Genomic DNA, 26,485 nt, shown 5'->3' with positions numbered 1-26,485 from the left:
ATTCGTAATTCGTATTATTAGTATTTTTTTTCGCAATTCGCTGGAGTCATTATGGAATATAAGTTAGACGTACTATTTGAAGACAATCACATTATAGCCGTTAACAAACGTCCATCCGACATTGTGCAAGGCGATAAAACAGGTGATACCCCATTAAGCGATTTCGTAAAACAATACATCAAAGAGAAATACAATAAACCCGGTGACGTATTTATTGGTACTGTTCATCGTATTGATAGACCAGTAAGCGGCATTGTGCTTTTTGCAAAAACTAGCAAAGCATTGGCACGTTTAAATCAGATGTTTCAAACCAAAGAAATTCAAAAAACATATTGGGCAGTTGTTAAAAACAAACCGAAAAACATAAACGGACATTTGATTCATTACTTAAAAAAGAATGAAGCAAAAAATATGTCGAAGGCTTTTGAAAAAGAAACACCAGGTGCTTTGCGTTCAGAATTAGAATACGAATTAATTTCCAGCTCTGACAATTACCATCTACTGGAAGTAAAGCCACATACCGGTCGACATCATCAAATCCGGGTGCAATTATCCAACATGGGGTGTCCGATTAAAGGTGATTTAAAATATGGTTTTGACCGAAGCAACAAAGATGCATCCATCCATTTGCATGCACGCAAAGTAGAATTTATTCATCCTGTAAAAAAAGAGCCTGTTGTAATTGTTGCTCCTCCCCCAAATGAAGTATTGTGGAATGAATTTGTGAAGAGAGTTGGGTAAACTTCACCACAGAATACTCAGATTAACACAGATAGAAATTCGTTCGATAGCTACAGGTATTGGAATGCTACCAATCTTTCTTTCTCAACTTCTTAATATCCGAATCTCTTTTTTTAGAAGTCAATCTTCTTTCCTTTGAACCTTTACTCGGTTTTGTGGGTCTACGTTTTTTTTGAACCACAAAACATTTATGAATCATCTCATAAAATTTCTTGATCACAATTTCTTTGTTCCCGAGTTGGTTGCGTTCGGTTTGCGAAATAACTTGAAGAATTCCGTCCTTGGTGACTTTATTGTAGAGTTTACTTAAAATAATGGCTTTTTGCTCTTCGGTAAGTAAAGCAGAGTTTACGATATCAAAATCCAACTCCACTTTCGTGGACACTTTATTCACATTTTGTCCGCCTGCCCCTCCACTTCTGCTGGTTTTAAAACTGAATTCCGAATCAAACTGAATACCCTTGATGTTCATAAAACAAAATTACGCATAAATAACTGTCCCAATAGCTATCGGAATGGAATTTGATTAATTTTGGTTGACCGATTTTTTAACGCTGAGAAAAAGGAGAAAACAAGAGTTTCAGAGAGATGATTTACTTCATAAGAATAGTTGTATTCATATTCATTGCATTTAATTGTCATGGACAAAACGATGTGTCGTCCAAAATAAAATATCATACTGAAAAAGCACAGAATTATTTAGATAAAGAAAAAGCATTATCCGGTTATTATTCCATTGATAAAGAAGGAATAAAGATGTATGCATCACCAGAAAATAAAAAAGCAGGAATTCATGAACTATATGTAAGTTGGAACATGATTGGCACTTTCAGTAACAATTCAAAATTCTATTCATATCAGCAAATGCTCGATGTATGTTTTGTAAACAGAGAGTTTAAACACACAGCCGAAAAGAACATTTACGGAGTATTTGCAGCTCCTTCAACTCCTCCCAAAAAGCTGGCTGGCTTAAAAATCGCCATCGACCCGGGACATATTGCTCACAATTTTGAAATGGGCGACTTGGAAAAAAAACACATCATCATCAAAGGTGATAGCATCAATGGAATCAAAGACTCGATTGAAATTGCTGAAGGAATACTTACTTATGCAACCGCCATTTTATTAAAAGAAAAACTAGAAAAAGAAGGAGCCACGGTTTTTCTAACCCGAACGGCCGACAAATGCGCCTTTGGAAAAACCTTTGAGCAATGGAAAAAAGAGGATTTAAAAACCGCTGTGGATAGCTTGTATAAAATTGGAGAACTAAAAGCATCTCAAAAACAATACTTCTTAAGTGCAAAAGCAAAAGACCGAGATATTTTCAGAGTTGTGTTTCGAGATTTAGAACTCGCAAAACGAGTGGAGCTTATCAACAACTTCAAACCGGATTACTCGGTTGTGATTCATTACAACGTTGATGAAACCAATTTAGATTGGAATAAAACAACTGCAAAAAATTACAACATGTGCTTTGTTGGTGGCGCCTTTATGCGAACCGATTTATCGACCAAAGAAAAACGTTTTGAATTTTTAAGACTGCTCATAACCGATGACTTGGAAAAATCAATTGCAATCAGTTCAACTGTTATCAAGAGTTTTGAAACTGAATTAAATGTTCCAACAGCAACTGCGCGCGATGCTAAGTATTTAATAGAAGGTTGCTTACCAACCGAAGCAAATGGTGTGTATTGCAGAAACCTACAACTAACAAGATACATTCATTCACCCGTTATTTATGGCGAAACACTCTATCAGGACAACATAAATGAATGTAAGTTGTTGTATCAGGAAACTGACAAAACCAAAAACAAACGTATACAACAAGTGGCGGATGGATATTTTAAAGGAATTTTAAACTTTGTAACAAAATAGCTCTATGAGGAAGCAACTATTTACGCTACTGACACTTCTGCTTTTCCCATTTCACATCTTTGCACAAGCGGATGCCAGCGATAGTTTATTAAAAGTACTGAATACTACGACCATTGATTCTCAGAGAGTAGATATTTTGTACGAGCTGAGCAATATTCAGAACAAGCCCGAATTAGCAAAAAAATATGCCAATCAGATTGTAGAAATCTCTAAAAAAACAAATTATACCAAAGGACTGTCTCTTGGCTATAATGTTTTAGGATCTATCGCAAAAAAGGAAGGCGACTTTGATCAAGCCTTAAACTACCATTTTCTTTCTTTAAAGATTTTGGATCCACGCAAAGATTCTTTAAGTATTGCCAAAGTAAACAACAACATCGGTGAAGCCTATCGCTTAATCGGTGATCACACCAAAGCCCTCTCCTATTATTTAAAATCATTGGCAACGCTTGAAAAACTAAACAAACCAAAGCTTGTTGCCATTAGCTTAAGCAACATTGCCATCATTTATCGACAACAAAAAAATCTAAGCAAATCACTCGAATACAATTTCAAAAGTTTAGCCATCCGGGAAGAAATTAAAGATGAAGAAGGAATGTCCAATAGCTACGACAACATTGGCATTATCTATTATGAGCAAAAAAAATATTCCGAAGCAGAGCAAATCAGTTTAAAATCACTTGCCATAAAAGAAAAACGAAAAGACACCGTAGGCCTCGCAACGAATTACAACAATTTATCCAACATTTATTCAGAATCCGGCAACCAGCAACTCGGTTTAAGTTACCAACTAAAATCGCTGGAAATGCGAAAATATCTGAACAACAAAAGAGGCATTTCAATGAGCTATAATAACCTTGGCAACATCTACAGCAAGATGGGGGATTATAAAAAAGCATTGGAATATCAGTTGAAAGGTTTAGAGTTAGCGAAACAAATAAATAGCAAAGAACTGCTCATCAACAATTATGAATCGCTGGTAAAGGTGAATAAAGACTTGCGCAATTTCGAACAAGCATTTTTTTATCAAAATCAGCTGAGCGCTATCAAAGATTCGATGTTGAACATCGAAACCAGCAAACAGATTGCTGAAATGCAAACAAAATACGATACAGAAAAAAAAGAACAGGAAAACCAATTATTGAGCAAGGACAATCAGGTAAAAGAAGCCTTAATCAAAAATCAGGAGATTCAACGCAATGTGCTCATCTTTATATTTATTACGCTTGCCTTAATAGCATTATTGATTTACAACCGATATAAACTGAAACAGAAAGAAGCATTCCAAAAAGAATTGAACAAGCAGCAAGAACTGCGCTCCAAAGCCATTATTGAAGCAGAAGAAAAGGAACGAATGCGTATTGCTCAAGAATTACACGATGGAATCGGCCAACAACTTTCAGCAGTTAAACTCAACATGAGTAGTTTGGAAGCAAACCTTGGGTTAACAAACAGCAATCAGAAACTCCTGATGAAAAATGCACTTGACTTGATTGACGATTCGGTAAAGGAAGTTAGAGGCGTTTCACACAGCATGATGCCCAATGCATTATTAAAGTCCGGCTTAGCTCAAGCCGTTCGTGAATTTTTAAATCGGATAAGTCATACCGACAATTTAAAAATCGAATTGGAAATCAACGGTTTAAACGAACGATTAGAGAGCACTACAGAAACGATTCTTTTTCGGGTGCTTCAAGAGCTTGTGAATAACATTATTAAACATTCCAAAGCCACCGTTGTTAACATTCAGATGATGCGACACGACAATGAATTAACCCTAATTATTGAGGACAATGGTGTTGGATTTAATGTTGAAACAGTCAACTCAAACGGTATCGGCTTAAAGAATATACAGTCCAGGATTGAGTACTTGAATGGAACGGTTCATTTTGATTCACACATTGGAAAAGGAACAACCGTAATTATAGAAATTCCTTTAAAATAAATTCGTATTTTTAACGTATGCCAGCTATTAAACTTTTCTTATTGGATGACCATCAAATGCTTGTTGATGGAATTAAAGCGTTACTTTTAAACGAACAAGATTTTATCATTACCGGTGAAGCAACCATGGCTTCCAAAGCATTAGCATTAATCGATACGAATATTCCTGACATTGTATTAAGTGATATCAACATGCCTGAAATGGATGGAATTTCATTTACACGGGAATTAAAAAAGAAACATCCGAATGTAAAAGTATTAGCCCTTTCGATGTTTGGTGAACGAAGTATGATTTCCGAAATGCTGGATGCCGGAGCATCCGGATACATTTTAAAAAACACAGGCAAAAACGAATTAATAACTGCGCTCAAAAAAATTGCAGCTGGTGGCATGTTCTTCAGCGATGAGATTGCTGCAGAAATGATGAAAACATTGAGCGAACGAGGACAGAAAAAAGAAAATGCCGAAAAAATCTATTTCACAGAAAGAGAAAAGGAAATTATCCAACTGATTGCAAAAGAATACAGCAACGCCCAAATCGGAGAAACACTCTTCATTAGCGAACGCACAGTAGAGACCCATCGAAAAAATATTTTCAGAAAAGCCAATACAAAAACAGCTGTTGGCCTTTTAAAGTTTGCCATGGAGCATAAATTGATTGATTAACGTTACAAGAATATCCCTCGCCTACTCTCCATTTCACTAATTCGCACATTTTCATCTACGTACTAGTACGTACATAAATTTACCACTTCATACGGATTGTTTGAGGAACCTTTAATCACGTCATTTGTGATTATAAACCAACAAACAAATCTTATGAAAAAAGTAATTACTACAACTGCACTTTTATTTTCCGCATTTACAGTTCTTATGGCGCAAGATGCGCCAGTGTTTAAACCAACAAAAGGAGCTAACAATTTAGAGTTAAATTTTATTCCTTTAAATGGAAAACCTATCCAATTAACGTATATACGCTACAGAAAATTCTTAAGTGATAACTCTGCTTTCAGATTGGGAATCGGACTTAGTTATTCTTCAGCGAAAGCAGATTCTGTATTTAACTCAAACGTAACCGCTAACACAACCGTTAGTTCAGGATATAAAAAAACACAATTTGGATGGAACATCAGACCAGGTTTTGAAAAACATTTTGCTGGAACAAATCGCTTAAGTCCTTATATGGGAGTTGAATTAGACCTTGCGGGACAATCTTCTAAAGAAGTAACACCTACAGGAATTGATGCTCAAGATGACTTTTTTATTGTAACGGACAAAAACAAAAGCAAAGGAGGATTCTTTAGAGTAGGAGCTAACGTTGTAGCTGGTTTTGATTGTTACGTTACAAAACACTTGTATTTAGGAACTGAATTTGGTTTCGGCTTCCAAATGGTTAAATACAGCGATTACAAAATGACAACTGAATACCCTGCAAGTGTAACAACAATTCCTACACCTGATCCAGGAAATCCTAATCCAGTTGACCAAGGCAAAGAAACCAATATCGGACCAAACTTTAACAGTGCAATTCGCTTAGGGTTTATTTTCTAGATAACATTTTATATCAGGAGGGTGCTTAAATGCGCCCTCTTTATTCTCATCATAATAATTAAAACTATGAAAAAATATTCACAAATATCTAAAGTATTCTTCGCTGGAGCTCTTGCTTTTACAATATTAATAAGTTCTTGTAAGAAAGAACAAATGGGAATATCGACAAAGAAATCAACCTCTTCTCAAACTGAAAAAACGAAACGCTTAAATGCAAATGTTGAAAAAGCGCTTAGAAATTTTGCAGAAGCCAGCGCAGGTGGATCAAGCGTTTCATCAACATCAGGAGCGGGGGGAAGCACCTTTTCTAATCCAGCAATGAATTACACAACCTACTCAACCCCAACTGCAAATGTTTATGTTTGGAGCGATCCTACATCTGGGACTGTTTTTACGTTGACAGAATCTACAACAGGTGGCGGTTTAGGACAATTGGCATATAATGGAAAAAGTTTTGATTACAACTTCGTTTTGAGTATCAAAGCTTCCAGCAATGACCCAAACTGGTCCGGTTTTTTAAGTGGACGTGATTTGCGTGGAGCAGTTGCAATAGACGGAGAATTGGAGGGAGCCGATTTTAATATAAAAAATTTAGCAATATTTTTAGTTGCAACAACAGGGGGAAGTGGAACATACAGTTTTATTGACTGGAACGCAACAACCTTAAGTGGTGGCGATGGAATTGGAGAACTGCTTGACTTTAGCGCTTTACCTACACCAACATTAGCGTCAATGAACGATGCGAAGTTTTACATTACTTCCAACGGGCATGTAATTGTAGCTGAAAATTCAATTGAAATGGCAAGTGATGCTAAAGTTACAGACATTGCAACCAATGTTGAATATTCAATAAATGGTGCATTAATGTTTGAATAAATTTTGTTGATTAAAATTCAGTTTAAAACGCTATACACAAAAATTGTATAGCGTTTTTTATCAATTTACGAAAAATACATCGGTAAGTGCACCAAATCCTAAAAATGAATTATACTAATAAACCATTTTCCTTTTTTATATAAAATAATATTTATGAAAAAATCTATCCTCGCCATTACAATGCTAATTGCTCTATCCATGAGCTCTTGCAAAAAAGATTATGTATGTGTTTGCACTGAAAAAGCAACCGGTGCAAAAAGCAATGGAGACCATTTCCGAGCGGGACCACTAACAAAAAAAGCTGCTGAAGAATCGTGTGAAGCTAACAATGAAGTGTACAGTAACGACTTGGAAGATTGCCATTTAGAAGACTAATAAACTAAACTATCTATACTATGAAAAAATCAATTTTAAAGTCGTTTGTATTCTTAACATTTATCAGTATAAGTATTTTTTCATGCAAAAAGGATGACCCGGAGCCAACTCCTGCAGCTCCAACTGGTGGCGGTACAACTGCAGCAACAGGTTCTTTTGTTTGGCAGGAAGATGGAGGTGCATCCATAACTGCTGATTCGGCATACTGGGTTACAGGATCCTGGGGAACAGGTATTAGAGCCTATAAAAGTGGAATGGCTAATTATTTTGAAATTAATTGGGATACCATTAATAACACAAGCGTTGGTTTTAAAGTAATGGTGCCACCATATGGCTTCACCTTTATAAAAGGAAGCGATACCTATACCTGTGCTACAAATCAAAATCTAACAATTACTGGAAATTCAAGTAGCACACTATCTGGAAATTTTACTGTCCCAGTTTCAGGAGGAACACTCGCAAGTATTAGTGCAACATTTACAAACTTACCTTATAGACCATAATTTAGGTTCTGAGTCCTAAAAAAAATCAAAAATGGAGTCAAACCAACCCATCAAAAAATCAACCAAATTAAAGAAACAAGAAAATGAAACGATATGTATTATTAGCATTTAGTGTAGGATGTTATATAATTTCCCAAGGACAAACATGGTCGAAAATATCATCCAATTATGATTCATTATGGACAAGCTCTGTAAAATACTTCAACAAAGGGGATACGATTATCTATTATGGAAGTGTTACTGGCACTGGTGCTTTTGACGCTAAACGATTTTATGTATCAACTGACGGTGGGTATAATTTCAATAGAGATTATACAAACTTAGATGCGATAAGCTTATTCCCTATAGTTGGTCTACCAATAAACAATATGATTATTGGTTTTAAAAACACCCCTGATTTAGGTTCATATTCTTTTCAGGCGTTAGGCAATTGGACGAGCGTATTACCAACTGGTACGGGAATCTATGGTGAAGTGGACAATGGAACATTATTATGGAATCCAGGAAGTGGAAGCACGCAAATCAGAACATTAACTCCCACAGGAGGAAGCTTAACATTAGTGGCGAGCGGAAGCACTGGCATCGATCTAATTTGTAGTTTCAATAAAGGAAATCGGTTGTTTCTTGGGGGTGGTACCGCTAACATAAAATATGTCGATAGTGGTAATTTTGCAGGAATACTATCTAGCACCATAAATCCTGCTATTTCAGGCAGCGCTTATGATGTGGTTCGCTTTTTTGAAAGCGGGTCATCACTTTATGCTGTAATTAATAATGGTTTTGATAAGCTCTATCAAAGTACCGACAATGGCGTTACTTGGAACTTGCAAACCACAACCTACACCGATGGTTCAACAACATTCACATTAAATAGTAGCTTCATTATCGGCACCCCAAATGGAAATATCTTTTTCTTAGAAACAAGCACAGGAACTTCTGACAATGTTTATTTAAGTACTGACGGTGGCCTAACGGCAACAAAAATTCCTAACGGCTTACCAACGAATGGCTTATTAATTTCTCCTACTATTGGAAAACTATTAACAAATGGCAATAAAGTTTGGTATCAAGTATGCAAAGCAAACAGCACTGATTTTGTGAGAACAGATACAACAATTGCCGGACTTTATTTGCTGGATATGTCATCCACAAACGTACAGGAAAGCAAAACTGAAAACGATTTGATTGTATTGTTCCCAAATCCTACAAAAAACAGATTAACAATCAACGCAACACAGCCAATTGTGTCTTATGAAATTGTTAATGTTATGGGGCAGGTGGTTCAAGCGGATCGGTACAATGGTCAACCTATAGATTTATCTGATATCCAAAGCGGGATATATTTTGTAAGATTAAAAACTAATCAGAATAAACTATTCACAAAAAAACTAATCATCGAAAAATAGCCAAAACAAGACAACACAAAAACTACTCCATCTAAACGCCACATTTTTCTTGTGGCGTTTTTTTTATTGTATCTTTTTTTCTCGCGTTGCATTATGAGGTCAAAATAAAGTTTTAGTATCCACCTAAATCCTCAAGAATCATGGCTTCAGCAAAAGACACTCCGCGACAAAAAATGATTGGTATGATGTACTTAGTACTCACCTGTCTTTTAGCACTGAATGTTTCCAAAGACATTTTAGATGCATTTATTATTGTGAACAAAGGATTAGAAAACACTGCACTTAACTTTACCGACAAAAACGAAACACTTTATTCCTTGTTCGATTTAGCAAAAAGTGTTGACCCTGTTCGTGTCACTCCCAACTGGAAACAAGCACAGGATATCAAAAAAAAATCTGCCGAGCTTAGTTTGTTTATCGATCAACTTCAAAAAGAGTTGATTGCAAAAACCGAAGGATTGGATGCAAATGTAGCAGACACGTTACAAATGGCCAGCATTGAAAACAAAGACGATGTCAACGTCCCTACCCGAATTTTAATTGGTGATTCAGAAGATGGCTCGGCCGGTGCTTCACGTAATTTAAAAAACAAATTAAACGACTACAAAGCACTTTTAACGAATTACATTTTACCCAAAGACCGTAAAACCGTAAAACTCGACATCAATACAGAAGACCCGAAGAACAGTGAAGAAAATGAAAACTGGGAATTGTACAATTTCTACGATCGTCCATTGGTTGCCAGCTTAACCATTTTATCCAAATTAAAAAATGATGTAAAAAATGCAGAAGCAACCACCGTTGATTATCTGCTAAAACAAGTGGATGTGGAAACATTAAAGTTTGACACCATTGCAGCGAAGGTGATTCCGGAAAGCAATTATGTACTTTTAGGAGAAGAATACAAAGCAGATGTATTTATTGCTGCCTTCAACAAAACCAGAAATCCGGAAATTATGGTGGGCGATTACAACGAAAGCACCAAAACATTTAATGGTAGTTCCAATACCATTCCTGTTGAAAGAGGGCAAGGAAAATATGTGGCAAGCACCAGCAAGGAAGGGATAATGAACTATTCGGGAACGATTAAGGTGGTTTCACCACAGGGAAAAGAAATGGTGTTTCCCTTTAAATCAGAATACATTGTTGCGCGACCGGCATTGACGGTTTCGGCAGACAAGATGAATGTATTGTATGCAGGCTTGGACAATCCAATTTCTGTTTCTGTTCCGGGAATTCCAACTGATCGACTCAGTGTTTCCATTAATAACGGAACACTCACACCAACAGGGAAAGGAACATTCAATGTTAAAGTAATGAGTGGTACCAAAGCAGATGTGAGTGTAGTAGCGAATTTAGAAAACGGAGAAAAAAGAAATATGGGAGTGATGAGCTTCAGAGTAAAAGAAGTTCCAACGCCAAGCGCTAAATTTGGTAATCTAATTCAAAGTGGCAGAATGGATAAAAGTAAAATTGTAACCCAACAAGGCTTAATCGCATTTTATCCATCATTTGATTTTGCTGCCGTTGCAAAAGTTAAATCCTTCAGAATGGTTATCATCGCTGGCGGTGTGGCTGAAGACATGATTTCTACAACAAATATGTTAACACAAGCAATGAAGGATAGATTACAACGACTCAAAAAAAATGAACGTGTAATTTTTGAAGACATTGTTGCTGTAGGACCTAACGGAAAGTCAGTACCTTTAAATGAATTGGTAATTAAAGTAAATTAAGTTGGGGTGGTAGGGTTGGATACGAAGCCTCATTTATTCGGGGCTTCGTTATTGACAACCAGAACCAACAATAAGAATAGCATCCAACCTGTTATTCCAGATTGTCGTATCTTGAATATCAAAAGCGGAATAGTAAGTGATTACTTCTTCATCTCTTAGCCAACAAATCTCAATATAGCGAAGTTCATTAATTGAATTATTCCAATAGCCTTTCGAATAAAAACAATTCTTATTTTTAAGTAACTCCTTTTTTTGAATAATTCTCCCTTCTAACTCTGCATCTTCATATGTACTTTTGTAATAATCCTCGATTGATATCTGTGTATTTGCACGCAACAATCCTTTAACATTTATTTCATTGTTTTTCTTTATTTTGTGTACAAAAGAATGTTGCGCTTTTTCCTCGTCCACAGTATTCTCAACATATTCCTCTAATGGAAGTAACAGACAATACTCCACCATCTCACTATTTTTGTATATAGATAATCCTTCTATTGATTTATTATATTTTGCTGTAGGATTTTCAATAACTGTAGCAACAGTATCTACACTTACTTTTTCTACTGCTTTTTCAGAGCCACATGAAGAGACAAAGATTAGTATTCCTAAAAAATAAATAAACGGTTGTTTCATTATCTTATATATTAGTTTTTTCTACATTGGGTCCACATCAATATTCACCCGCACAGATTTATAATCGGCATTCGTTTTGAACTTTACTAACAATTCACTTACAATTTTCTTTACCTGTGCAACCGAAGCATCGCGCTCAATTTTTAGCAATACATTTTTTCGGTACTGATTCCGAACACGCGAAACCAATGGAAACTCAGGACCTAAAACCCTTTTGGCAAAATGTTTTTTTAACGCATCTGCAAAATACTTTGACGAAGCATTTACCATATCCACATCTTTATGAATCAAGGTAATTTCAATCAATCGATAATACGGAGGATAATTGAAGTTCTTCCGATCCAAAAGTTGATTGGTGTACATCGACAAATAATCGTTTGCAATCACTTCCTGAATAATACTGTGATCCGGATTTTGAGTTTGTATAATTACTTTCCCTCGTTTATTTTTCCTTCCTGCTCTCCCCGACACTTGCGCCATCAATTGATAACTCCGCTCAAACGACCTGAAATCTGGAAAGTTCAACATGCTGTCTGCATTCAATATCCCAACCATACTCACATTATCAAAATCCAATCCTTTGGTCACCATTTGTGTCCCCACCAAAATATCAATGTTCCCTTCTTCAAAATCCTGTATGATATGCTGGTGCGCAAATTTACTTCGTGTAGTATCCAAATCCATCCGTGCAATTCTGGCTTTTGGATAAAAGATGGACAACTCCTCCTCTATTTTTTCAGTACCAAAACCTTTCATCTTTAAATCGGTATCTCCACAAGCAGCACATTTGGTGGGTGGTTTTATCGAATAACCGCAATAATGGCAACGCAATTGATTGCTCACCTTGTGATAGGTTAAACTCACATCACAATTGGTACATTGTGGCACCCAGGCACACATATTACATTCCAACTGAGGTGCAAACCCTCTTCTATTCTGAAATAAAATAATTTGTTCTTTTTTATCCAATGCCAACGTAATCGTATCTAAAAGCAAGGGAGAAAAATGCGACTTCATCATTTTTTTTCGCATCGCCTCTTTTACATCGGCAATTAAAATTTCAGGCATCTGAATGCCCCCAAAACGTTTGGTCATTTCAGCAAAACCAAATTTTCCTTCTTGCGCATTGAAATAACTTTCCAAGCTGGGAGTAGCAGAACCCAACAATGTTTTTGCTTTGTGTAAATGCGCCAGGTAAATAGCCGCATCGCGCGCATTGTAACGTGGAGAAGGATCGTATTGCTTAAAAGATGTATCGTGTTCTTCGTCAACGATTACGAGTCCTAAGTTACTGAAAGGCAAGAACAATGCAGAGCGTGCTCCGATAACTAATTGGTAGTTAGTTGTTGGTTGTTGGTTGTTGGAACGATTTAAAACGCCATTCCAAATCTCTACCCTTTCGTTTTCATTGAATTTACTGTGGTAAACACCTACAGCTTCACCAAAATATTTTCTTAAGCGATTAATGATTTGTGTGGTCAAGGCAATTTCCGGCAACAAATACAAAACCTGTTTACCTTCTGCAATGGTTTTTTCAATGAGCTTTACATAAATTTCGGTTTTTCCGGAAGAAGTAACTCCGTGTAGTAAAACAACATCGACCTCACCCCGGCCCTCTCCAAAGGAGAGGGAGGAATCCTTGCTTACCGGCTTTTCATTTTTGCCATTATTTTTTTGTTGGCCGAAAAACTGAGCATTGATTGAATCCAACACGTTTTGTTGTTCTTCATTCAGATTTGAAATCTTGTTTTCATTCTCAAAACTTGATAAGCGACCTACTTCCCGCTCATAAATTTCAAACACATTTTTTTTCTCCAACGACTTCAAAGCCGCATCCGCCCCTTCCACCATCTTTGCAATCTCCGACTTACGAACCTCTACTTTTTCGGTTGAATAACGCTTAGAAAGCGTAATATAGGCCATCACTACATCCAATTGTTTTGGAGCCTTACGTTCCAAGGCTTCAAAAACTGCTTTTAAATTTTCTTCTTGATCAGCATATTCGGTAAAACGAACAAAGCTTTCAATCTTCGCTTTGAATTTTTCTTTGAGTTCTTCCTGAATCAATACAACACCTTTTTCGATGAGCGATTTGATTATCGGATAAACAATTTTTTGTTCAATAATTTCTGAAACATCCGTCAGTGATAATACTTGTCGGATTTCCAAGGCATCCACAATTAAGAATTCTTTATCACTGAGTTCGATGGAGGAAAGTTGTTCTTTATAATTCTGGTGCAATAGAATTTTCGTTTCACTCGACAAACGTAGTCCACCAGGCAAAGCCGCAATCATCACATCACCGATGTTGCACATATAATAACTGCTCATCCATTCCCACAATTCAAATTGTTTTTGGTTAACAATGGGTGTATCGTCTAAAATAGAATCAATGTATTTTGCAGCGTATTGTTTGGGTGGAGTTTCATGAATTCTTCGAATAAGGGCGGAATAGAGTTTCCCTTTTCCAAATTGCACCACCACGCGTTTACCAATAGCAATCGATTCGTTCCATTCAAACGGCACACGATAGGTGTACAAATTGGGAACCGAAAGCGGTAAAATAACATCAACAAAATAGGTGGTGCGACTCATTGAACAAATATACATACAAAGTATATTTTATGGGAGGGAATAATTCTGGTAATTGAGCAAAAAAAGTATTAGATTAGCATACTTGGGTTTAACGAAGGGGTGGTTTCAGAAGAACCCTAGGAGTAAAAGGAGAAGAATTTGAATAAGTGTTCAAACCCCATTGCGCACACTAGATATGAAAAAAGCCTATTATTATTTATTTTACAAGTTGTATAAATTTTCTGAGGCGGCTCCTTCCAGGTGGCTTAGCGATTGGAAGGCAGGTCTTACTATTGATATCTTAATACTTTTTGTATTTTCGTCATTAATAAATTACTACAAATTTTTTTTTAATCCCCAATCGCAATTAGGAGAGGGTAATTTATTGTTAGTCTCAATCGTCATTATTAGTATTTCTAATTATTTTATCTTTCAGTATCAAAATAAATGGAAAAAATTTGTAAGGGAATTTGACAAGCTACCAAAACAAAAAGATAAAATTGGTAGCTGGGCAATATTTTGTTTTGTTATTATATTGGTGTCTAATTTTATTTTATCTTTTTATCTGTATTATCAAACATAATTTTACATCTAATAATCAATTCCGATTACATAAAAGATTATCGTTATGTGATATACCTAAAAATGTTATATAATGAACAAACAAGATTTAGAAGAAATATACCGAGAAGTGTATAATAGATTTGATAATCAAACAATAAGTTGGCTTCATCTTAGATCAATTGGCAACTTCTTAAATTATTTTGACAAATTACATGTTCAGCACCAAGAACTTGTAGCACAAAAATTATTTAACTATTTTAATTTTTTAAAAACCAATAGGCATTTATTTGCAACCGCAAAAACAGATAGTCTATTTTTATTTTCAGAGTACATAAACCCTATTGGAGTTATTTATCAAAAAGAACTCAATTTTGGTGTTAAAATAAAGTTATGGATGAATATCCTTACAAGTATTATATTAATCTGCATTTGCCTGATTCTGAATTCCATAATAATTGATATTGTATTATTTTCTTTTCTACTTTGGTATGGAATAAGGCAATATCGCAGAAGTAGATTAGGTAAGTTCTATAAATATCAGTACTAAATGAAATTATCTTTTAATCCAAAACCTATGAATTAAATACCTACGATATAGTGTCCAGGTACACCGAAGGTAGTTAATTATTAGAAATTGTATAGCAAAAGGGAGGTAATGTAGTTTCAAAATAAAAGACTACCCTGCAGGCTGGCAGTATGCTATAAAAGTCCACAGGACTTTTTCTTAACGCATTACTCCTTCTCAAACTGAATATTCTTCCCCATCGTTCCTCTTCGTCTATGACGTTTGGTTTGGGTTTCTGTAATCGATTTAAAATTTTCGACTTTACAAGGAGTGGCATCAATCTTAGGATGCACATCATCAATTTTTGCCAGGGTATCGATCACAAAAGGAATATGTGCAATGGGCAACTTAAAACGAGTACGGGAAAAACGCATCAATAAGTTGGATTGAAAAGGATCGGATGCAACAGCAATTTTTGTAAATCCCATCTTTTTTGCAAGGTGATAGGAATAATAAATATTCTCGGTACTGTGCTCGGCTTTGTCTTCAATAATAATTTTTTCTTTAGGAATCCCCAAAGCCTCCGCATACATTGCCATCACTTTTGCCTCTACGTAAGGTGTGTAGATAGCGCCACCGGAAAAAATCACATTCTTGGCAATCCCTTTTTCAATCAAATGGTTGGCCCAAATCACGCGTCCTTTCATAGCTGTTGTCCAGTCGTTACCATCATACGGACAACCCGGAACAATAATCACATCATACGGCTCACTCTTTAATGCACGTTTATAGAGTTTTTTCGGGGAAGGACGAAAGAAAACGCAGCTACTTAAAAACAACGTTGCGATTAACAATAAGATGTATTTTGACTTGATCATGATTTGTATAACAAAGAGCAAATGAATTTGTTTAGTGGAAGTAAGATTTAGTATTCGTCACTTTCCCTCCACTTCCAACAGAACGGATAACGCAATATAACCAAAGAGCATTCATATATATTTAAAATTCAATGGTCAGTTCGAGTATTTATTTTCGCGAAAGAGAAAATAAATGTATCGAGAACGGGGTTAAAAGAGCCATTTTATTATGTTCCGATACTTCTCGATACAATTCTTCTCCTTTGTCGAAGAATCACTCGAAGTGACATACGATTACAGAGACAATATCCCCACCATTCGCATTAAATCGGGATTTAATTCCTGGATGTGTTTTACTGCATTTTCAAAAGGTGTGTATTGAATGTTTTTATCTACAATTCCAATCATGATATTCTTCTCACCTTTCATCAATGCTTCCACGGCAGCAAAACCCATTCTACTGCTGTTTACGCGATCCATCGCTGAAGGGTTTCCTCCACGCTGAATATGTCCGAGAATTGTTACACGTGTATCGTATTCGGGTAAACGTTTTTTCACTTTTTCAGCAATCGCAAATGCGCCTCCGGCTTCATCACCTTCAGCAACAATAATTATTTTTGAAGATTTATTTTTTCTTCCGTTTTCTAATCGTTTGATTAAATCTTCTATGTCCGTTTTTGTTTCCGGCATCAAAATACTTTCTGCTCCCACTCCAATTCCTGCACGCAAAGCAATCAATCCGGCATCTCGTCCCATCACCTCCACAAAAAATAAACGATCATGACTTTCTGCTGTATCTCTGATTTTATCTACTGCATCCACAACCGTGTTGATGGCGGTATCGTAACCAATTGTGAAATCTGTACCAACTAAATCGTTATCAATAGTACCCAGGCAACCAACAAAAGGAATGTTGCACAGCTTACTAAATTCCAATGCACCTTTGAATGATCCATCTCCACCAATTACAACGACCCCTTCTATTCCATGTTTCTTTAAATTCGAAAATGCTTTTTGTTGTCCTTCAATTGTCAGAAACTCTTTGCTTCGTGCTGTTTTTAAAATAGTACCACCACGGTGAATAATGTTAGCAACCGATTTGGAATCCATTTCAATAAATTCATCGTTGATCATTCCATCATACCCATGCATAATTCCAACCACTTGCATGTTATGATAAACAGCGGTACGAACCACTGCTCTTAAACAAGCATTCATTCCCGGTGAATCACCTCCTGATGTAAAGACAGCAATTTTTTTCATTGACATTTTATTTATTCAACATTTTTCTTCTGCTCTCTACCTTCCAACTTATGAATCTTTTTCGTCCCTTGATACATTTCAAATTTCATGAAACGGCATTCCAATGGTCCGTTATACAATTGAATTTTTCGAGATGGACGCAAACCAACATGTTTGAATGCTTCAATATTTGAACTCAAAATCCAACAGTCGTATCCCGCAAAATTTTTCTTAAACGTATCGCCCATCATTTTATACAGCTCGTCAATATTGTCTTTATCCATCCGTTCACCGTAAGGCGGATTTACAACCACCACGCCTCTTCCGGCAGGAACTTCAAAATCTTTCATGTCTACATTTTTGATGGAAACAATATCATCTACTTTTGCAAACTTGATATTTTCTTTTGCTTTTTTTGCAACGTTTGGAGAAAGTTCTCCACCTAAAATTTTCTGTTCGTGGTTAGTGATTTTATTTACGGCAGAATCAAAAATGGTATTCCACAATTCTTCATCGTAGGGTAAAAATTTATTCCAACGTTGAAATCCAAATTCTTCACGGAAGTATCCGGCAGGAATATTATTTGCAATCAAAGCTGCTTCAATCAAAATGGTTCCGGAGCCACACATCGGATCAATAAAATTGGTGCGTTTATCCCAACCGGTTAGCAATACCAATCCGGCAGCGAGTACTTCATTAATAGGTGCTAAATTTGTTTTATCTCTATATCCACGTTTATGCAATGATTCACCGGAACTATCTAAGGCAACGGTAACCGTGTCGCCAACAATGTGAAGATTAATTCTCAAAGTAGGTCTATCCAAATCTACAGAAGGTCGTTCGTTGTGTTTTGCTCTGAACTGATCCACAATCGCATCCTTGGTTTTTTGCGAAATGTATTGCGAGTGGGTAAATAATTCAGAACTCAACACTGTATCAATGGCAATTGTATCGGTCACATCCATGTAGTTTTCCCAGTTGATGGATTGTATTCCGGCATACAACGATTTTTCATCGGTTACTTTAAAGGTTTTAAACGGCACTAAAATTCGCAATGCCACGCGACAGCATAAATTGGCTTTATACATAAAACCTTTATCGCCAGCAAAGCTTACTGCACGATTGTGGATTTCTACATTTTTTGCGCCTAAGCGTTGCAATTCCTGAGCTAATAATTCTTCCAAACCAAAATTGGTTTTGGCAATCATCTTGATGTCGTTTTCGTCCTTCATTTGTGCAAAGATAGGAATAAAAAACCTCACCCCAGCCCTCTCCTTGGGCAAGGAGAGGGAGTGGATTAAGACAAAAAACAATCCACGTCCTTGAAAAGTACCAGCATCCCTTTTTTTGTCCAAACGCTATACAACAGGATGAATCTACATTTGTAGCATAATCATTCTAAAACTAGAAATTATGAAATACGAAGTATTCACGAATACCTTAAAAAACATAAAAAAAATGAGTAAAACAGTATTCATCGCATTCTTACTCTTAGCAGGCTGGAGTATGAACGGACAAACATTAACAAACCCGGGATTTGAGAACTGGACAACAAGTTCGGGATATGCTCCCGATACAGTTCCAACCAACTGGTGGCCGTTTTATTGTAATACGGTAAAACAAACTACCGATGCCTATCAAGGTGCATTTGCTACAAAAATTCAGGGCTTTTTTGCCTGTGGAATTGCTCCGGGAATAATGGTAAACGGACAAGCACCTTTGAGTTATGGGAATCTGATGGAATCAGGGACACCTTTTAATACTAAGCCTGCAACGTTTTCAGGTTATTACAAATACAACGATCAAGGAACAGGCGATTCGGCAGAAGTAACCGTTATTTTAAAGCGTTACAATGCAATCACCCAGCAGCGCGACACGATTGCGTATTCCACAAAAGCATTACCAGCGAGCTCAAGTTATACCATGTTTACAGTAAACATTATTGATTTAATGCCGGGTGTAACACCTGATTCAATTGTGATCATGTTTAACTCCAGTAAATACAACAGCTGGAACGATTCAACATGGGAATTACCAATACTTTACATTGATCGCATCAACATGCCCGAAGCACCAAACGGAATTTCGGAAATAGGAACCACGATTTTCCAATCTCTCGTTTTTCCAAACCCGTTCTCGGGCTCAACAACACTAAGGATTGATGCCACAAACGAACAACTGCAATCGGCTCAGCTGATGATTGTGGATATGACCGGCAGGGAAGTGATGCGTTTAGAAAACATCACGGATAATGTAATTACCATTGAGCAAGGTCAGCTCTCAAAAGGCAACTATATTTATCGAGTTTATGGTGAAAATCAAGTCTTGACAAAAGGGAAGTTAAGCATCCAATAATTCGATTACTAAATCGGTCATAAAAAACGCCTTCCATTGAAATTTGGGGGCGTTTTTGGTGTTCAAAGGAATTTAGGCCATTCCACAAACACCCTCATAATCAATAAGTTTCAGAAACTCAAATAAACACGCTAACCTAAACCTCAACAGGCATGGGCTTTTAAGGAAACGCGCCAATTTCAGGGAAATATGAAATAATAAAAATATACTGATGAATTGTTTGATTTATTAGATAAAGTATTATTTTTGAGCATTAATTTAGAAATACTCAATAAAATACTCAATAAAACCCATAATTGAAATGAGATTGAAATTTATCACATTTAGAGGAGCCTTTTTATTATTATCGGTTTCGGCATTATTTACAGCAGGCTGTGGTGGCGATGACACAAAAGATCCGGATGCATTGCCTCCAGTTGACAGTACACAAACAACCATTTTAAACGTGAATGGTGAGATTTTCAGTATTCCTTCTCCTATCCAGACAGCTTTCCTTATCAAAGGAAGTGGAGCTGCTTATAGCAAAGAGATTTTAAATCCTTCAAACAAAGCATCCGACTATTCAACGAACTTTTCGAAAGCGTTGAACTTAGGAATTTATGGTGCTGATTTAGGATATGTAACTATTTATGATCAAAACCAAGATGCAATTGGATATTTGAACTCAGCAAAAAAATTGGCTGATGAGTTAGGTGTTTCCGGTGCTTTTGATGCAAACACCATTGAGCGTTTTGCAAAAAACTTAGGTAACAAAGATTCAATGTTGGTATTGGTTGGTGTTGCTTACCGTTCAAGTGATGCTTACTTAAAAAACAACGACCGTAGTGATGTAAGTGGTTTAGTACTTGCAGGTGGATGGTTAGAAAGCTTATACTTTGCTACAAACGTTTACAAAACAAAACCAAACGAAGATGTAAAACGCAGAATTGCGGAACAAAAAACATCTTTACAAAGTTTAATCAAATTGTTAACTCAATTTTACAGTCAACCTGAATACACTGAATTCATTGACAACTTAAACGACCTTTCAACAGTTTTTGATGGTGTAGAGTTTAAATACACTTACGAAAAACCAACAACTGACGCTGAAAAGAAATTGACAACCATTACCAGCAAATCAGAAGTGAACATTACTCCTGAGCAAATTGAATCAATCACTCAAAAAGTAAAATCAATCAGAAGTCAAATTGTAGGATAATTTCGGTTTAGTTAACCAAACTCAATCGTCAAATAAAAATATATAACAGAAATGAAAAAAGGAATTTTAAAATTAGCTTTAGTTGTTGGTGGATTTATTACATTAAACAGTGCATCGGCTCAAATTGCAGATACAGTTGCTACTCAATGTGCAAAACACTTAGAAAATCAATTTATTTCTGACGGACAACAATACCGTGCGTTATTAATGAATACAGACGAAACGGCTGAATTTCACACGACTTTATATGGTGGAACGTTATACCGTATTGCTGCTTGCAGCGGATTGGCTGACGGAAACTTAATTTTCTCGGTATACGATTCTGAAAGAAACTTGTTGTTTACCAACAGTGAATTTAAAAATGCTCCTTTCTGGGATTTTAAAATTACAAACACGTTGGATTGTGTAATTGAAGCGAAATTAAGCGGAAGTGCACAAGGATCAGGCAGAGCAGTTTTATTGATCGGCTTTAAACAACAAAAATAATATCCTTTTAAAAACCTTATTCAAAAGGCATTAATTACTGCGGTATTAATGCCTTTTTTTTCTAAAACTACTTATATACTGAACTATGAGTGAACGAATATTAAAAGCCCTGATGCAAATGTTTGCAATTATTGCAAGGGTGGACGGCATCAACGACAACGGCCGTTTAATCGTGCAATCTTTCTTAAAGCAACAATTGAATCAGGAATTGGTAGATCAATATCTTGCCATCTTTGATGAATTTTTAGAAGCGCATCATCAAGTTACCAAAAAGAAAGATGGTACTGCAAAACGTACTTCCCTCAACTCTGTTAAAGTTTTAAAAATCTGTACGCAAATCAATGGCGAGCTTACTCAAGTTCAAAAAGTGGTTGTGCTTATCCGTTTGATTGAGTTTATCAATTCAAATACAGAAATCGCTGAACAAGAATTGGAATTCGTTACTACCGTGGCGGAAACCTTTAACATTGATGATGAAGAGTTCAAGCGTTGTATGCAATTTGTGAGAGCCGGTGCTGATAACATCCCGGAATCACCACAAATTTTAATTATCGACAACAAAACAACTCACAACTTAAAAGAAACAAAACACATTTATGCGGAAGGGGTAACCGGACAAGCGCGTGTGCTTTGGATTCAGAGTGTGAACATGTATGCTTTACTTTATTATGGTAAGAGCGACATTTTATTAAACGGACAGTTATTAACGCAAGGAAAAGTATTTATCCTTACACCGGGATCATCATTACGAAGCTCAAAAGTAAAACCGGTTTATTACAGTGATATTTTAAGTTGTTTCATGAGTGATACCTCAAAAGCGAAAGTATCATTCGTTGTAAAAAACTTAGAGTACAAATTCAAAGGTGGCAAACTTGGTTTACGCGATATCAACTTCAGTGAAGATTCCGGAAAATTAATCGGAATCATGGGAGGCTCCGGTGCCGGTAAATCCACATTACTCAACGTTTTAAATGGAATGGAAATTCCAAGTGGCGGTTCTGTTAAAATTAATGGAATCAATATCCACTCCGAAAAAGCAAAAATTGAAGGGGTAATCGGTCACGTTTCCCAAGATGATTTGTTGATTGAGGAATTAACCGTTTTCCAAAACTTATTTTACAACGCTAAACTTTGCTTTGGCAATAAAACAGATGCGGTAATCACACAAATGGTAACCGATGTTTTAACAAGCATTGGTTTAATTGAAACCCGCGACTTAAAAGTTGGTAGCCCGTTAGAAAAAACAATTTCCGGTGGACAACGTAAACGTTTGAACATTGCCCTGGAGTTAATTCGTGAACCGTCTGTATTGTTTGTGGATGAACCAACTTCCGGTTTATCTTCCCGCGATTCGGAAAACATCATGGACTTACTCAAAGAACTTGCATTAAAAGGCAAGTTGGTGTTTGTGGTCATCCATCAGCCATCGTCCGACATTTTCAAAATGTTCGACAAGTTGATGATTCTCGATGTGGGCGGTTACCCGATTTATTATGGAAATCCGGTTGACTCGGTTATCTATTTCAAAACCGTTGTGAATCACGTCAACAGTAACGAAAGTGAATGTATTGAATGTGGTAACGTAAATCCAGAACAAGTATTCAACATCATCGAATCGAAGGTATTGGATGAGTACGGTAACATTACCCGCAATAGAAAAGTTTCTCCTTCGGAATGGAATGTACACTACAGAGAAAAAATCGAGAAATCGATTGAAGAGGTAGAAAACATTACCGAAATCCCAGAGAGTACTTTTAAGATTCCAAACAAATTCAAACAATTTAAAGTATTCATCACGCGTGATATTTTATCTAAATTAACAAACACGCAATACATTTCGATTAACTTTTTAGAAGCACCTCTACTCGCTTTTATCCTTGCTTACTTTATCAAATTTGTGAATTTGGATTTATCCAACAAAGTAGGATATACCTTCCGTGAAAACGAAAACATCATCATCTACATGTTTATGGCGGTAGTAGTTGCCTTGTTTATCGGATTAACGGTGAGTGCGGAAGAGATTATCCGCGACAGAAAAATTCAAAAGCGTGAATCGTTCTTGAACTTAAGTAAGGGAAGCTACTTATGGTCAAAAATCATCATCATGTTTACCTTATCCTCCTTACAAGCTATCCTATTTGTATTGGTAGGAAATTATGTCTTGGAAATTCAAGGGATGACCTTTGAATATTGGATTTTATTATTCACGACTTTCTGTTTTGCAAACATGTTGGGATTAAATATTTCAGCAAGTTTCAATTCAGCTGTAACGATTTACATCTTAATTCCCATTTTAATTATCCCACAATTATTGTTTAGTGGTGTAATGGTGAAATTTGACAAGTTAAATCCGATCATCACGTCACAGAGTGTTGTTCCATTGGTGGGCGACATGATGGCTTCCAGATGGGCTTTCGAGGCCTTGGCGGTGAAGCAATTCAAAGACAATAAGTTTACTAAAAAGACCTACAAATACGACAAAGCGATTCATATTGCTACGTATAAAAAAGATTATTGGTTGACCGAGATGGCAAAGAAAATCGATTTCTGTGAGTCGAATTTCAAAAAGCCACAAAGCAAAGCGGAAGTAGAAGCGGCTTTAAAAATGATTCTGAATGAAATCAGAAAAGAGTTGAAAGTACCGGGTAACGAAAAACTCATCTGCGGTGGTTTAGAAAACCTGACCATGGCTGCGTTTAGTCCGACTGTTGCCAACCAGATTCGTAACTTCACAAATAATACGTTACGCACTGTGTATTTGAATAACTTCAAGCGTGCAACATCTTTGAGAGAGAAAGAAGTAAATGCAATGACCAAAGACACCATTGCTCGTGCACAATACATCAAAGACAAAAACGATTATGAAAATGAAAGTTTGCAGGATTTGGTAACCAACAGAAATACACCTTATCGTATTTTGGATTTGGATGGTGCATACGTTCAAAAGATTGACCCTATTTATTTAGATCCTGTGGATTCAGATATGGGAAGAGCACATTTCTTTGCTCCTCGTAAAAAATTCTTCGGAAAGTATTACGATACCTATACAGTGAACATTTGTGTGATTTGGGGAATGTCACTTATTTTAGCGATTACACTTTACTTTGATTTGTTGAAAAAACTCATCAACGGCTTGGAGATCGTTTTCAGTAAACTAAGTCGTAAAAAAGCACGATAAGATCAAAACGTTTTTACAAAAAGCTTCTTTCGAAAGAGGGAAGCTTTTTATATTTGCAACACATCCTTTTATTCTTGAAAAAAGTAAGCTATACAGAAGAAGAACTTGTTTCCTTATTGAAAAATAAGGATGCAGCCGCATTTAATGTGCTGTATGAGAACTATTCGGCTGCATTGTATGGAATAGTTTCGAGAATTATTCCTGCGGAAGAGATCGCACAAGACTTATTACAGGAAGTATTTGTAAAAATCTGGAAATCCATCGACCATTATGATAAATCGAAAGGCCGTTTGTATACTTGGATGTTGAACATTGCGCGCAATTCGGCAATTGATTATGCACGGTCCAAGCAATTCAAGCTGGAAAACAAAAACCAAGACATCGATAATTCCGTTTATGAAGTAAACCAGCAGAAGTCGGCTTCCTTTAATCCCGATTTTATAGGCGTAAAAGAGGAAGTAATTAAATTAAAAGAGGATTATCGTGTATTAATTGACATGATTTATTTTAAAGGGTATACACAAGAAGAAACATCCAAGGCATTAAATATTCCGTTAGGAACCATAAAAACACGCGTACGAGCAGCCATTATTGAATTAAGAAAAACGATTAACTAAATTGAATACACAGGATTACATAGCATCCGGCATTATTGAACGCTACCTTTTGGGCGAACTTTCCGAACAGGAAAGAGTCGAGTTGGAAGCGATGGCAAAGAAGCACCCGGAAGTAAAAGCGGAAATTGAATTGGTGGAAGCCACCATGATGAATTTTGCTGCTAAAACACCTCCTGCTGGCTTAAAACAAAAGATTGCAGCACAGCTCACCTTTTCAGAAACAACTGTGATTCCATTGGAACAAAAGAAAAACAAATTTCCTACCTGGCTGGTAGCGGCTTGTTTTGCATTATTGATTGGCAGTTCAGCATACAATATTATTTTAATGAATCAGCTGAACGATACCAAAGAGCAATTGGCTGTTGTAAAAACGGAGAACGAAAAATTCGCAGTGGATTTCGAAGCTCAGTCGAAGTCGTATGGTGAAATGGCGCAAGAAATGGCCGTATTGATGCATCCTGAGAATAAAAAGATTATGTTGAAAGGGATGGAGATTTCACCAAGTTCAATGGCAGCCATCTATTGGAACCAAAACACGAATGACGTTTACATCAATGTAAATTCGTTGCCGGTACCGAGTGCAGACAAACAATATCAGTTGTGGGCGATTGTTGATGGGAAGCCGGTAGATGCGGGCGTGTTTACAATGACGAGTGATTCAGCATCGATTCAAAAGATGAAATCCATTTCGGGAGCACAAGCGTTTGCGGTTACGCTTGAGAAAAAAGGCGGCAACCCAACGCCAACCATGACCGCGATGTATTTAATGGGGAATGTATAACCCGTTGGTAAACTCTATCTAATCCTCAGACTTTGTAGAAGCACAAAAAAAAGCGAGACAAAATGCAAACCGCATCATGTCTCGCTTAAATATACTTTAAAGAATATTATTCAGCTACCTGAACCATTTTGAATGGAACGTTGATAATTGCTTGGTAATCTTCACCAGCTTCCAACATATCCTCATCATCTTCTTCGTAATACCAATTGATTACCACAGAACTTCCACCTTTGTTGATTGCTTCCAATTTTTTGAATACATCTAAAATACATTTAGATGAACTTGTATTGAAATACTCTAATTGAATATTTACATTGGTAGCACTTTGAGGCTTGCTTGCATATTTTTCTAACCAGTCCACTAATGGCTTGTAAAACTCAATAGAGTTTTCAGGGATAGAGCGACCTTTAATTTCTAAAAAGCCTTTTCCTGTATCAAAAGTGATGGTTGGCGTTTTTGGTGTTCCTTCAATTGAAATTGTTTCCATA

Annotated in this window: 24 protein-coding genes; 17 read left to right on the top strand and 7 right to left on the bottom strand. The window is 36.4% G+C overall.

The features are described from left to right. Nucleotides 1-51: 51 nt before the first annotated feature. Nucleotides 52-741, top strand: coding sequence for an RluA family pseudouridine synthase (locus tag IPP64_04530; GenBank protein MBL0328682.1), 690 nt, complete (start codon nt 52-54; stop codon nt 739-741). A 67-nt stretch (nt 742-808) separates the two neighbouring features. On the opposite strand, the gene arfB is transcribed toward IPP64_04530, so the two are convergent. Continuing rightward, nucleotides 809-1,213 carry an aminoacyl-tRNA hydrolase gene (arfB, locus tag IPP64_04525; GenBank protein MBL0328681.1) on the bottom strand — a complete coding sequence of 135 codons (405 nt, stop codon included), beginning with the start codon at nt 1,211-1,213 and terminating at the stop codon, nt 809-811. 116 nt (nt 1,214-1,329) lie between these two features. Here arfB and IPP64_04520 point away from each other — a divergent pair, with 116 nt between their 5' ends. The 9 genes from IPP64_04520 to gldM all read left to right on the top strand — a co-directional run bounded on the left by IPP64_04520 (nt 1,330) and on the right by gldM (nt 11,007). Further along, nucleotides 1,330-2,616, top strand: a complete 1,287-nt coding sequence (locus IPP64_04520; protein MBL0328680.1) for an N-acetylmuramoyl-L-alanine amidase — start codon at nt 1,330-1,332, stop codon at nt 2,614-2,616. A 4-nt stretch (nt 2,617-2,620) separates the two neighbouring features. Next, a complete protein-coding gene (locus tag IPP64_04515) occupies nt 2,621-4,561 on the top strand; it encodes a sensor histidine kinase (GenBank protein MBL0328679.1) in 1,941 nt (646 codons plus the stop codon). A gap of 17 nt (nt 4,562-4,578) precedes the next feature. Further along, nucleotides 4,579-5,226, top strand: a complete 648-nt coding sequence (locus IPP64_04510; GenBank protein ID MBL0328678.1) for a response regulator transcription factor — start codon at nt 4,579-4,581, stop codon at nt 5,224-5,226. Between the two features lie 153 nt (nt 5,227-5,379). Continuing rightward, complete coding sequence (locus IPP64_04505; protein MBL0328677.1) at nt 5,380-6,111, top strand: hypothetical protein; 732 nt, start codon at nt 5,380-5,382, stop codon at nt 6,109-6,111. A 66-nt stretch (nt 6,112-6,177) separates the two neighbouring features. Next, entirely contained in the window at nt 6,178-6,987 is an 810-nt protein-coding gene (locus IPP64_04500) for a hypothetical protein (GenBank protein ID MBL0328676.1), read from the top strand. A gap of 153 nt (nt 6,988-7,140) precedes the next feature. Beyond that, nucleotides 7,141-7,362, top strand: a complete 222-nt coding sequence (locus tag IPP64_04495) for a hypothetical protein (protein ID MBL0328675.1) — start codon at nt 7,141-7,143, stop codon at nt 7,360-7,362. A gap of 20 nt (nt 7,363-7,382) precedes the next feature. Continuing rightward, nucleotides 7,383-7,865: a hypothetical protein gene (locus tag IPP64_04490; protein ID MBL0328674.1), complete on the top strand. Its 483-nt coding sequence runs from the start codon at nt 7,383-7,385 to the stop codon at nt 7,863-7,865. 83 nt (nt 7,866-7,948) lie between these two features. After that, on the top strand, nt 7,949-9,271 hold the full coding sequence (locus IPP64_04485; GenBank protein ID MBL0328673.1) for a T9SS type A sorting domain-containing protein: 1,323 nt from the start codon (nt 7,949-7,951) through the stop codon (nt 9,269-9,271). A gap of 140 nt (nt 9,272-9,411) precedes the next feature. After that, nucleotides 9,412-11,007: a gliding motility protein GldM gene (gene gldM / locus IPP64_04480; GenBank protein ID MBL0328672.1), complete on the top strand. Its 1,596-nt coding sequence runs from the start codon at nt 9,412-9,414 to the stop codon at nt 11,005-11,007. Between the two features lie 48 nt (nt 11,008-11,055). Here the strand turns inward: gldM and IPP64_04475 are convergent, their stop codons facing one another. Both IPP64_04475 and priA read right to left on the bottom strand, forming a co-directional pair. Continuing rightward, complete coding sequence (locus IPP64_04475; protein ID MBL0328671.1) at nt 11,056-11,640, bottom strand: hypothetical protein; 585 nt, start codon at nt 11,638-11,640, stop codon at nt 11,056-11,058. A 21-nt stretch (nt 11,641-11,661) separates the two neighbouring features. Then, a complete protein-coding gene (gene priA / locus IPP64_04470; protein ID MBL0328670.1) occupies nt 11,662-14,250 on the bottom strand; it encodes a primosomal protein N' in 2,589 nt (862 codons plus the stop codon). A 619-nt stretch (nt 14,251-14,869) separates the two neighbouring features. On the opposite strand from priA, the gene IPP64_04465 reads away from it, so the two are divergent. Then, nucleotides 14,870-15,325: a hypothetical protein gene (locus tag IPP64_04465; GenBank protein MBL0328669.1), complete on the top strand. Its 456-nt coding sequence runs from the start codon at nt 14,870-14,872 to the stop codon at nt 15,323-15,325. Between the two features lie 185 nt (nt 15,326-15,510). Here the strand turns inward: IPP64_04465 and IPP64_04460 are convergent, their stop codons facing one another. The 3 genes from IPP64_04460 to IPP64_04450 form a co-directional block, all read right to left on the bottom strand. Beyond that, on the bottom strand, nt 15,511-16,161 hold the full coding sequence (locus IPP64_04460; GenBank protein ID MBL0328668.1) for a YdcF family protein: 651 nt from the start codon (nt 16,159-16,161) through the stop codon (nt 15,511-15,513). Between the two features lie 273 nt (nt 16,162-16,434). Further along, nucleotides 16,435-17,409 carry a 6-phosphofructokinase gene (gene pfkA, locus IPP64_04455; protein MBL0328667.1) on the bottom strand — a complete coding sequence of 325 codons (975 nt, stop codon included), beginning with the start codon at nt 17,407-17,409 and terminating at the stop codon, nt 16,435-16,437. A 5-nt stretch (nt 17,410-17,414) separates the two neighbouring features. Continuing rightward, on the bottom strand, nt 17,415-18,590 hold the full coding sequence (locus tag IPP64_04450; protein ID MBL0328666.1) for a class I SAM-dependent RNA methyltransferase: 1,176 nt from the start codon (nt 18,588-18,590) through the stop codon (nt 17,415-17,417). Nucleotides 18,591-18,795: 205 nt separating this feature from the next. On the opposite strand from IPP64_04450, the gene IPP64_04445 reads away from it, so the two are divergent. The 6 genes from IPP64_04445 to IPP64_04420 all read left to right on the top strand — a co-directional run bounded on the left by IPP64_04445 (nt 18,796) and on the right by IPP64_04420 (nt 25,997). Then, a complete protein-coding gene (locus tag IPP64_04445) occupies nt 18,796-19,737 on the top strand; it encodes a T9SS type A sorting domain-containing protein (GenBank protein MBL0328665.1) in 942 nt (313 codons plus the stop codon). A gap of 301 nt (nt 19,738-20,038) precedes the next feature. Beyond that, entirely contained in the window at nt 20,039-20,935 is an 897-nt protein-coding gene (locus IPP64_04440) for a hypothetical protein (protein MBL0328664.1), read from the top strand. Between the two features lie 51 nt (nt 20,936-20,986). Beyond that, nucleotides 20,987-21,421, top strand: coding sequence for a hypothetical protein (locus IPP64_04435; protein MBL0328663.1), 435 nt, complete (start codon nt 20,987-20,989; stop codon nt 21,419-21,421). Between the two features lie 85 nt (nt 21,422-21,506). Next, the gene (locus IPP64_04430) at nt 21,507-24,599 is read left to right on the top strand and encodes an ATP-binding cassette domain-containing protein (protein MBL0328662.1); all 3,093 of its coding nucleotides are present in this window, start codon (nt 21,507-21,509) and stop codon (nt 24,597-24,599) included. 74 nt (nt 24,600-24,673) lie between these two features. After that, nucleotides 24,674-25,216 carry a sigma-70 family RNA polymerase sigma factor gene (locus IPP64_04425; protein MBL0328661.1) on the top strand — a complete coding sequence of 181 codons (543 nt, stop codon included), beginning with the start codon at nt 24,674-24,676 and terminating at the stop codon, nt 25,214-25,216. A 1-nt stretch (nt 25,217) separates the two neighbouring features. Continuing rightward, complete coding sequence (locus tag IPP64_04420) at nt 25,218-25,997, top strand: anti-sigma factor (protein MBL0328660.1); 780 nt, start codon at nt 25,218-25,220, stop codon at nt 25,995-25,997. 106 nt (nt 25,998-26,103) lie between these two features. Here the strand turns inward: IPP64_04420 and IPP64_04415 are convergent, their stop codons facing one another. Further along, entirely contained in the window at nt 26,104-26,484 is a 381-nt protein-coding gene (locus tag IPP64_04415) for a DUF1987 domain-containing protein (GenBank protein ID MBL0328659.1), read from the bottom strand. Between the last annotated feature and the right edge of the window lies 1 nt (nt 26,485).

It is taken from the genome of Bacteroidota bacterium, assembly GCA_016722565.1.
Lineage (GTDB): Bacteria > Bacteroidota > Bacteroidia > 2-12-FULL-35-15 > 2-12-FULL-35-15 > 2-12-FULL-35-15.
The sequence above is the reverse complement of the archived record's forward strand: the minus strand, read 5'-3'. Positions and strand labels throughout refer to the sequence as shown.